The organism is Streptosporangium sp. LJ11, assembly GCF_051918945.1.
In the GTDB taxonomy this organism is placed as follows: Bacteria; Actinomycetota; Actinomycetes; order Streptosporangiales; family Streptosporangiaceae; genus Streptosporangium.
In genome coordinates this window covers 314,299-323,625 of the sequence record NZ_JBPXMB010000007.1, presented here as the reverse complement: position 1 = coordinate 323,625, position 9,327 = coordinate 314,299, and the positions used below count along the sequence as shown (strand labels likewise).

Annotated in this window: 8 protein-coding genes and 1 pseudogene; 7 read left to right on the top strand and 2 right to left on the bottom strand. The window is 73.4% G+C overall.

Annotation, left to right across the window (positions count from 1 at the left end):
* Positions 1-520 precede the first annotated feature (520 nt).
* From ACTOQ3_RS13485 to ACTOQ3_RS13455, 7 genes are read left to right on the top strand one after another with little or no spacing between them, the layout of a single operon-like run.
* The gene (locus ACTOQ3_RS13485; RefSeq protein ID WP_440083725.1) at positions 521-1,669 is read left to right on the top strand and encodes an inositol-3-phosphate synthase; all 1,149 of its coding nucleotides are present in this window, start codon (positions 521-523) and stop codon (positions 1,667-1,669) included.
* Complete coding sequence (locus tag ACTOQ3_RS13480) at positions 1,669-2,562, top strand: SCO3242 family prenyltransferase (protein WP_440083724.1); 894 nt, start codon at positions 1,669-1,671, stop codon at positions 2,560-2,562. Before ACTOQ3_RS13485 ends, ACTOQ3_RS13480 begins: the two co-directional genes overlap by 1 nt.
* Entirely contained in the window at positions 2,559-3,449 is an 891-nt protein-coding gene (locus tag ACTOQ3_RS13475) for a sugar phosphate isomerase/epimerase family protein (protein ID WP_440083723.1), read from the top strand. Before ACTOQ3_RS13480 ends, ACTOQ3_RS13475 begins: the two co-directional genes overlap by 4 nt.
* Positions 3,446-4,081, top strand: a complete 636-nt coding sequence (locus ACTOQ3_RS13470) for an EboA domain-containing protein (protein ID WP_440083722.1) — start codon at positions 3,446-3,448, stop codon at positions 4,079-4,081. Before ACTOQ3_RS13475 ends, ACTOQ3_RS13470 begins: the two co-directional genes overlap by 4 nt.
* On the top strand, positions 4,081-4,935 hold the full coding sequence (locus tag ACTOQ3_RS13465) for a TatD family hydrolase (RefSeq protein ID WP_440070222.1): 855 nt from the start codon (positions 4,081-4,083) through the stop codon (positions 4,933-4,935). Before ACTOQ3_RS13470 ends, ACTOQ3_RS13465 begins: the two co-directional genes overlap by 1 nt.
* A complete protein-coding gene (gene eboE / locus ACTOQ3_RS13460; RefSeq protein WP_440083721.1) occupies positions 4,935-6,062 on the top strand; it encodes a metabolite traffic protein EboE in 1,128 nt (375 codons plus the stop codon). Before ACTOQ3_RS13465 ends, eboE begins: the two co-directional genes overlap by 1 nt.
* Positions 6,059-7,435, top strand: a complete 1,377-nt coding sequence (locus ACTOQ3_RS13455; protein ID WP_440083720.1) for a nucleotide pyrophosphatase/phosphodiesterase family protein — start codon at positions 6,059-6,061, stop codon at positions 7,433-7,435. Before eboE ends, ACTOQ3_RS13455 begins: the two co-directional genes overlap by 4 nt.
* 232 nt (positions 7,436-7,667) lie before the next feature.
* On the opposite strand, the pseudogene ACTOQ3_RS13450 reads toward ACTOQ3_RS13455, so the two are convergent.
* Together ACTOQ3_RS13450 and ACTOQ3_RS13445 are read right to left on the bottom strand one after the other, a co-directional pair.
* Positions 7,668-8,301: pseudogene (locus ACTOQ3_RS13450) on the bottom strand (IS982 family transposase).
* Between the two features lie 198 nt (positions 8,302-8,499).
* Positions 8,500-9,324, bottom strand: coding sequence for an amidohydrolase family protein (locus ACTOQ3_RS13445; RefSeq protein WP_362693935.1), 825 nt, complete (start codon positions 9,322-9,324; stop codon positions 8,500-8,502).
* Positions 9,325-9,327 lie beyond the last annotated feature (3 nt).

The following is a 9,327-nucleotide window of genomic DNA, read 5'->3' as shown; positions in this document are numbered from 1 at the left end:
GGCCGTCATCCGCAAGCTCAACGCCATCACCCCGCCCACCACCGCCTTCGACGCCGCCTTCTCCTCGGACTGAACCCTCAGATCCTCGGAGCGAACCCCAGGCCGAAACCCCGGCGGGTTTCAGCCGGACCTCCCGGCTGAAACCCGCGCGGAAACCCGGCCTGGACCCCGAACCGACCCCCTCAGGGCGAACCTCCCGGGCCGAAAGTCCCGGCCCGGGATTCCTGACTGAGCTCGCTGACAGAATTTTTTTACGTTGAGCTGCTCTGACGGAAAAATATAGCCCTGAGACATATATCCGTAATATCCGCACAACGTACGATTCCTTGCACAAGCGGGTCGGGCCTCCCGGCTCGACCCGCCGCGGGGTCGTCTCCTCCGTTTTAACGACCACGTATGCCCGCCGTGACATCCCCTCCGACCGGATGGCCGAAATGGTGATGTCATCGGCGCCGTCCGGCCTCGGCCGGGCGGATGAAAACCGTCATCCCCCAGGAGTCGACTCACCACAGGAGGCCAGATGCGTACGGGAGTGTGGCTGGTAGGAGCACGAGGGTCCGTCGCCGTCACGAGTGTGATCGGGGCGCTCGCGGTGCGCGCCGGTCTCGCCCAGCCGACGGGCTGTGTCACGGAACTCCCCGAGTTCGGCGGCGCCGGGCTGCCAGGTCTGGGCGACCTGGTGTTCGGCGGGCACGACATCGTGCCGACCCCGCTGGAGAAGAAGGCGGCCGCGCTGGCCGGAGCCGGGATCGTACCGGCCCGGCTGGTCGAGGCCCTGCGCGACGAGCTCGCCCGCGTCGAGGAGAACCTGAGGCAGGTGCCGCTCGCCGAGAACCAGGCCGCGACCGCGCAGCTGATCAGCGCCGACATCACCGAGTTCCGGCTGCGTCACGGCCTGGAACGGGTCGTCGTCATCAACGTCTCGACCACCGAGCCGGCACCCGAGCCCCATCCGGCCCACGCCGACCTGGAGCTGCTGGAGGCCGAGCTGGCGGTCTCCCGGGACCTGCTGCCGCCCAGCGCCCTGACGGCGTACGCCGCCTTCCGCGCGGGCTGCCCCTACGTGGACTTCACCCCGTCGACGGGCGCCAGGCTGCCCGCCCTGGACCGGCTCGCCGGCCTGCTGGGGCTGCCGTACGGAGGCCACGACGGCAAGACCGGCGAGACGCTCGTCAAGTCGGTGCTCGCCCCGATGTTCGCCCAGCGCAACCTGCGGGTCCGCACCTGGTCGGGGATGAACCTCCTCGGCGGGGGAGACGGCGCCAACCTCGCCGACCCCGCCGCCAACGCCGCCAAGGCCGCCAGCAAGCAGCGGGTGCTGGGCGAGACGCTCGGCTACACCCCGCAGGGCGAGACCCGCATCGAGTATGTGGAGGACATAGGCGACTTCAAGACCGCCTGGGACCTTGTCACCTTCGAGGGGTTCCTGGGTACGCCCATGCGCATGGAGTTCACCTGGCACGGCTGCGACTCCGCCCTCGCCGCGCCCCTGGTCCTGGACCTGGCGAGGCTCACGGCGGCGGCGCACCGCTCCGGCCGCACCGGTCCGCTGAGCGAGCTGGCCTTCTTCTTCAAGGACCCGCTCGGGGTGGTGCCGCACGCGCTGGCCGACCAGTGGCGGGTGCTCCGGGAGTTCGCCGGCACCCTCGGCGGAGAGGAGCCGGTCTGATGCCGTCGCTGCGCGACCTCGTGGAGCTCGTGCGCGCCCCCGCCGCCCTGTCCGTACCCGGTGACGTCGTCGCCGGGGCCGCCGCCGGGCAGGTGCTCGGCGGCAGGACCCTCGGCCTGGCCTGCTCCTCGGTCTGCCTGTACTGGGCGGGGATGGCCGCCAACGACTGGGCCGACCGCCACCTGGACGCGGTGGAACGCCCGGAGCGGCCGATCCCGTCCGGCCGCGTGTCGCCCGGCGCCGCGCTCGGGATCGCCGCCGGGCTCACCGTCGCCGGTCTCGCGGCGGCCGGGCTCTCCGGCGGCCGCCGGGCCCTCGCGGTCGCCGTCCCGCTCGCCGCCGCCGTCTGGTCGTACGACCTGGTGGCCAAGAACACCGCGGCGGGTCCCCTGGCGATGGCGCTGTGCCGGGGGCTCGACGTGCTGCTGGGCGCCACCCCGGGGCGGAGCGTCGCGGAGGCGCTGCCCTCGGCGTTCACCGTCGCCGCCCACACCTACTTGCTCACCGCGCTGTCGCGAGCCGAGGTGTCCGGCTCCGACCGGAGCCTCCCGGTGGCGACCCTGGCCGGTACCGTCGCGCTCGCCGTGGCCACCGCCCTGGGACGCGGCGACGCGCCGTCGCGGCCGCAGACCGCGCGCGCGGCGCAGGTGGTGCGGGCCGTGCAGGCGGGCCTCACCGGCTGGTACGCCGCCAGGTTCGGCCTGTCCCAGGCCCAGGCGGTCGCCGAGCCGTCGGCCTCCCGGCTGCGGGCCGCCGTCGGCACCGGCATCGTCGCGCTGCCCGCCCTGCAGGGCGCGCTCGTCGCCCGCAGCGGCGCCATCCGCGAGGGCATCGCGGTCGCGGCGGCCGTCCCGCTCGGGCGGGCCCTCGCGAGGAAGGTGTCCCCCACGTGAGCTCCGGCAGCACCGGCACCAGCACCGGAACCGACGTGGGCGCCGGGCCGAGGTTCGGCTACGGCACCAACGGGTTCGCCAACCACCGGCTCGCCGACGCGCTCCGGGTCATCGCCGACCTCGGCTACCAGGGGGTCGCCCTCACGCTCGACCACGACCACCTGGACCCGTACGAGGAAGGGCTGGCGGGCAGGGTCGCGGCCACGGCCGACCTGCTGCGCGACCTCGGGCTCGGCGTGGTCGTCGAGACCGGGGCCCGCTACCTGCTGGACCCGTGGCACAAGCACGCCCCCACGCTGCTGCACGACGAGCGCGAGACGCGCCTGGACTTCCTGAACCGGGCGGTCGCCATAGGCGCCGACCTGGGAGCCGAGGCGGTGTCGTTCTGGGCGGGAGTGCGCCCGGAGACGGTCGACGAGGCCACGGCCTGGGCCAGGCTCGTCGACGGCTGCGCCCGGCTCGCCGAGACGGCCGGTGCCGCCGGCGTGCCGCTGGGCTTCGAACCCGAGCCCGGCATGCTCGTCGAGACGATCGCCGGATGGCGCAAGCTCCACGCCGAGCTCGGCGAGCCGCCGGGGTTCGGCATCACGCTGGACATCGGCCACTGCCGCTGCCTCGAACCCGACCCGGTCCCCGACTGCGTCAGGGCCGTCGCCGAACACCTGGTCAACGTGCAGATCGACGACATGCGCCGCGGCGTGCACGAGCACCTGGAGTTCGACGAGGGAGAGATCGACTTCCCTCCCGTGCTGCGCGCCCTGACCGGCTGCGGCTACCGGGGCCTCGTCGCGGTCGAGCTGCCCCGCCACTCGCACGCCGCGCCGCAGGTGGCCGCCCGATCCCTGGACTTCCTGCGTGCGGCCGCCGCAGAAGGGACGAACGCATGACCCCACGACCGAACATCCAGACGGACGGCCTGCTGAAGGCGCTCGACCAGGAGTGGCTCGCCGGCGCGCGTGAAAGCGTCGCCGCCAAGCCCGAGAGCGTCACGCGGCACTTCGCCTCCGCGGGACGGCGCGCCGGACGGGCACCGCTGCCGGACGCACCCGGCTGGACCGCCGACGAGGCGGCGAGGGCCGTCCTGCTCGCCGCGCTCCCGCCGGACGCGGTGGCCGGGCAGGTCGCCGACCTCTACCGGTACGGCGACGCCGACGAGAAGCGCGCCGTGCTCAAGGCCCTGCCGCTGCTGCCCCTCGGCGCGGAGGCGGTATCGCTCCTGCACGACGCGATCCGCACCAACGACACCCGCCTGGTGGCCGCCGCCCTCGGCCCCTACGCCCGCCACCTCGACCAGACCATGTGGCGGCAGGCGGTGCTCAAGTGCGTGTTCATGGGCGTGCCGCTCGCCGCCGTGGACCGGCTGGAGGAGCGGGCCGACGCCGAACTGGCCGGGATGCTGGCCGCGTTCGCCGAGGAGCGAACCGCGGCCGGGCGCCACACCCCCGACGACGCGACCGCACTGCTCGGCCGCCTGACCAGCGAGAAATCCGACCGTCCGACCAGCGAGAAGGAGGCCTGATGCGGATCTTCGACCCGCACATCCACATGACGTCGCGCACCACCGACGACTACGCGAGGATGGCCGCCGCCGGGGTGCTCGCCGTCGTGGAACCCGCCTTCTGGCTGGGCCAGCCGCGCACCAACCCCGGCTCGTTCACCGACTACTTCGACTCGCTGATCGGCTGGGAGCCGTACCGCGCGGGGCAGTTCGGCATCCTGCACCACGCCACCATCGCGCTGAACCCCAAGGAGGCCGGGGACCCGCGCTGCCGGCCCGTGCTCGACCTGCTCCCGCGCTACCTGGAGAAGGACCGCGTCGTCGCGGTCGGCGAGATCGGCTACGACTCGATGACCCCCGCCGAGGACGACGCCTTCGAACGGCAGCTCGCGATGGCCGTCGACCACGAGCTGCCCGCGCTCGTGCACACCCCGCACCGCGACAAGGCCAGGGGCACCCAGCGCACCCTCGACGTCGTCGCCTCGTCCGGAATCGCGCCCGGACGGGTCGCCGTCGACCACCTCAACGAGGTCACCGCGGGCATCGTGCACGACTCGGGCTGCTGGATGGGCTTCTCCATCTACCCCGAGACCAAGATGTCGCCGCCCCGCATGGTGGAGATCCTGCGCGAGCACGGCCTGGAGCGGGTGCTGGTCAACTCCGCCGCCGACTGGGGCGTGTCCGACCCGCTGCTCACCCTGGAGACCGGCAGGGCGATGCTGGAGGCCGGGTTCAGCGAGGACGACGTCGACCGGGTGCTCTGGCGCAACCCCGTGGAGTTCTACGGCCAGTCGGGACGCCTGGACCTGTCCGAGGTCGCCGGGGCGCGGGAGGCCACGTTCGAGGGCAGTTCCATCAAGCGCGGAGGGTCTTGATGCGGCTGCGTCACCCCGGCGGACGGACGTTGCACCTCAGCTACTGCACCAACGTGCACCCGGCCGAGGACCTCGACGGCATCGTCGAGCAGCTCGACACGTACGCGGTGCCGATCCGCGCCCGCCTCGGCGCCGAGACGCTCGGGCTCGGGCTCTGGCTGGCCGCGCCCGTCGCCGCCGCGCTCGCCGCCGACCCCGCGCTGCTGGCCGGGTTCCGCCGCGAGCTGGACGCGCGGGAGCTGGAGGTCGTGACGCTCAACGGCTTCCCCTACCGCTCGTTCCAGGACCCGGTGGTCAAGCACGCGGTCTACCACCCCGACTGGACCACTTCCGAACGGCTCACCTACACCATCGACCTGGCGAACATCCTGGCCGCCCTCCTGCCGGACGACGCCGCCAGGGGGTCGATCTCCACGCTCCCGCTCGCCTGGCGCGACCCCTGGGACGAGGACATGTCCCGCCTCGCCATGCGCGGGCTCGAGAAGCTCGCCGCCGGGCTCGCCGCCGTCGAGTCCGCCACCGGCCGCGTCATCCGGGTGGCGTTCGAACCCGAGCCCGGCTGCGTGGTGGAGACCACCGGGCAGGCCGTGCGCGCCCTGTCCGGCGTCGACACCGACCGGCTCGGCATCTGCCTGGACCTCGCCCACCTGGCGTGCGCCTGGGAGCGGCCCGCCGACGCGCTGCGCCGGTACGCCGAGGCGGGCCTGCCCGTCGTCAAGGTGCAGGTCTCCGCGGCCCTGGAGAGCGACGACCCGGAGACCCTGCGCGAGTACGTCGAGCCGCGCTTCCTGCACCAGACCCGCAACGCGGCCGGCGACGACGCCGACGACCTCGACGAGGCGTTCGAGCGGAAACTGCCAGGACCGTGGCGGGTTCATTACCACGTACCGCTGCACGTCGCACCGCAGGCGCCGCTCGGCACCACCGTGCCGGTGCTCCGCGAGGCCCTCGCGGAGCTGGTCGGCGGCCCCGAGCCGCTCTGCGACCACTTCGACGTGGAGACCTACACCTGGGGCGTGCTGCCACCCGCACTGCGCCCGCAGACCCCCGAGCAGCTCGCCGCGGGCATCGCCGACGAGCTGGACTTCGCCCGCGCCGAGATGCGCGACCTTGGAGTGAAAGCATGACATCGTTGCTGGTCCTCGACGTGGTGGGGCTCACCCCGAGACTGCTGGCGCACATGCCGAGGCTGCGCGCCGTCGCCGACGGCGGCTTCCAGGCCGAGCTCGGCACCGTGCTGCCCGCCGTCACCTGCTCGGCCCAGTCGACCTTCCTCACCGGCGTCGCGCCCACCGAGCACGGCGTCGTCGGCAACGGCTGGTACTTCCGCGAGCTCGGCGAGGTCTTCCTGTGGCGCCAGCACAACGCGCTGGTCGGCGGGGACAAGCTGTGGCACGCCGCCCGGCGCGAGCGGCCCGGTTTCACCGTGGCCAACGTGTGCTGGTGGTACGCGATGGGCGCCGACGTCGACTGGACGGTCACCCCCCGGCCCATCTACCGCGCCGACGGGCGCAAGGACCCCGACTGCTACACCTACCCGCCGGAGCTGCACGACGAGCTCACCGGCAAGCTGGGCGCCTTCCCGCTGTTCACCTACTGGGGCCCGGGCGCGGGAATCGCCTCGTCCACCTGGATCTGCCGCGCCACCGAGCAGATCATGAAGGACCACGACCCGGATCTCACCCTGGCGTACGTGCCGCATCTGGACTACGACCTGCAGAGGTTCGGCCCGTCCGACCCGCGCTCGGCCGCCGCCGCCTCCGAGCTCGACACCGTGCTGGCCCCCCTGCTGGACGCCGCCGCCGCGCGCGGGACCACCGTGGTGGCCCTGTCGGAGTACGGGATCACCGACGTCTCCCGCCCGGTCGACATCAACCGGCTGCTGCGGACCGAGGGACTGCTGGAGGTCTACACCCAGGACGGCATGGAGTATCTCGACCCCTGGACCTCCCGCGCGTTCGCCGTCGCCGACCACCAGGTGGCCCACGTCTACGTCGCCGACCCCGCCGACATCCCGGCCGTCGCCAAGCTCTGCGCGGGCCTGCCCGGGGTGGCCGAGGTGCTCGACGAGGAGGGCAAGGCCAGGAACGGGCTGGCGCACTCCCGGGCGGGGGAGCTGGTCCTCGTCGCCGAGCCGGACGCCTGGTTCACCTACTACTACTGGCTCGACGACGCCAGGCGTCCCGACTTCGCCAACCTGGTCGAGATCCACCGCAAGCCCGGCTACGACCCCGCCGAGCTGTTCTTCGACCCCGCCGCCCCCGGCGCCGCCAAGCGCAGGGCCGCCGTGGCGCTGCTGCGCAAGAAGACCGGCATGCGCTACACGATGAACGTCGTCGGCCTCGACGCGGGCGCCCGCGCCATCCGGGGCTCGCACGGCCGCCTTCCCGACGACCCCCTCGACGGCCCGGTGCTGCTCTGCTCCGACCCGTCCGTGGCCAGCGACCGGATCGCCGCCACCGAGGTGAAGGACCTGCTGCTCCAGCTGTCCCTGCGCTGAGCGGCTCCTCAACGGCGCCGCCCGCCTGTGCCTTTCACCCCCCGGGCGGGCGGCGCTCTCCACCTTCTCCTCGCACGCCTTCCGGACGGGGTCGCGTGTTCTCCCGCACGGGGTCGGCCGCGTCCGGACCCCCGGGAGGGAGAACACCCCCGACGGCGCGCGGCCGCGCATCCCGGTCGCCGGCCTTCTCGTGCCGAGGGCGCCGTCCTAGACGAGCAGGTCCGAAGTCCGGTCAGTGGTCGTAGGCGATCAGTGACCGGGTGACGGGCTGGCCGGTGGCGCGGTAGTGCCGGATCGCGGCGGTCAACGCCAGGATCCGCTGGGCGGCACGGACCGCGACGCCGCTCGGGCTGCGCCCGCCGTGCAGTTCCAGGTCGAGCCGGCCCTTGAGGGTGTCGTTGACCGACTCGATCAGCTGGCGGATCGGTTCGAGGAACTGCTCGCCGGGCCGGGGAGCGAGGTTGCGGTAGGAGGGCCGCAGCAGTCGCACACCTCGCAGGGCACGAGCGGCCGCATTCGACGGGGGTGGAGTCGACGACCCAGATCGGGTCGGCCCACAGGTCGCTGTCGTGGGCCAGCGCGCAGATGGTGCGCTGGAGCAGGGGCAGTGCGCTGCGCAGGCGCTTGTCGTAGCCGGACTGGCCGGGCAGACAGGGGAAGGCGCCGGGCAGATGGCGAGGCAGGAACCGCAGCCGGCGGGTCTCGGAGCGGATGCCGGGCAGGGCCTGGGCGATGGCCACGGTGAGTGGTTCGGCGTCGGTCAGGCGCGGTGGGCGGCCCAGGCGAACGTGCTGACCCGTCTGGGTGAGCCAGTCATCGATCCTGACATACAGTGCGGTCAGAAGGGTGTCGAGGTCGTTGGTCACACATCGATCCTCGACACCCTTCGTCGCTTCTGCTCTGGCGTCGGGGGCAGGTTCGTCTGTCGTGAGGCGCAGCCCGGGTGGGCGACATTCGCCCCACTGCCGACGCGCTCCACGGGTGGGCTCATCAGCCGGTACGTCCCGCCTTACCCGTTCTCAGTTTTAGGACTTACTCGTCTAGACCGGCCGGTAGCGGTCGCCTCATCGCGCGCCCCCGTAGACCCGGGCGGCGGTGCCGCCGAGCACCGCGGCGCGCTCGGCGGGGTGCCAGCCCGCGAGCAGCCGTTCGACGCGGGCGCGTTCGCCCGCGTAGTCGTCGCGCAGCAGCAGAACCGGCCAGTCGGAGCCCCACAGGAGCCGGTCGGCTCCGAGCGCGGCCCGAGCGGCGGCGAGCAGTGTCACGGCCCTTCCCTCGTCGTCACCGAGCCCTGAGACCTTGGCGACCGCGCGCGGGGCCCGGGCGAGCTCATCGAGCGCGGTGCGCCAGGACCGTGGGTCGGCATCCGGCTCGTGCGCGTTCGCCAGGTGGTCGATCACGACGGCCAGCCCCGGATGGCGGGCGGCGAGCGCGGCGGCCTCGGGCAGCTGCGCGGCCGAGATGAGCAGCTCGAGCAACAGCTCCTCCCTCTCCAGGGCGATGAGCCCCGCCACCGTCGCCGGGTCGGTCCACCAGCCGGCCGGGGCGGCGGTGAGCGACTGCCGCACCCCGCGCAGCAGGGTGCCGCCGGGCGCGGCGCGCAGGGCGGCGAGCCGTTCCGCCGCGTCCGGGCGGGCGAGCTCCACCCAGGCGACCACGCCCAGGACCCGCGGGTCGTGGGCGGCGCCCGCCAGCAGCCGCTCGGATCCCGCGTCGCTCTCCTCGGCGGCGACCAGCACCACGCGGGCGACGCCCGTCGTTGCGAGCTCGGGGGCGAGGTCGTCGAGCGTGAATATCCGGCGGATCGCCCCCGACGCCGGCTCGGCGAGCCAGCCGGTGCCGAGCAGCTCCGCGCCCCAGACGTGGACGTGGGCGTCGACGACGCTCACCGG

Excerpts from the sequence above, each read along its gene's own strand:
- ACTOQ3_RS13455 (WP_440083720.1), top strand. The coding sequence starts at position 6,059 with ATGACATCGTTGCTGGTCCTCGACGTGGTGGGGCTCACCCCGAGACTG.
- ACTOQ3_RS13485 (WP_440083725.1), top strand. The coding sequence starts at position 521 with ATGCGTACGGGAGTGTGGCTGGTAGGAGCACGAGGGTCCGTCGCCGTC.
- eboE (WP_440083721.1), top strand. The coding sequence starts at position 4,935 with ATGCGGCTGCGTCACCCCGGCGGACGGACGTTGCACCTCAGCTACTGC.
- ACTOQ3_RS13480 (WP_440083724.1), top strand. The coding sequence starts at position 1,669 with ATGCCGTCGCTGCGCGACCTCGTGGAGCTCGTGCGCGCCCCCGCCGCC.
- ACTOQ3_RS13465 (WP_440070222.1), top strand. The coding sequence starts at position 4,081 with ATGCGGATCTTCGACCCGCACATCCACATGACGTCGCGCACCACCGAC.
- ACTOQ3_RS13470 (WP_440083722.1), top strand. The coding sequence starts at position 3,446 with ATGACCCCACGACCGAACATCCAGACGGACGGCCTGCTGAAGGCGCTC.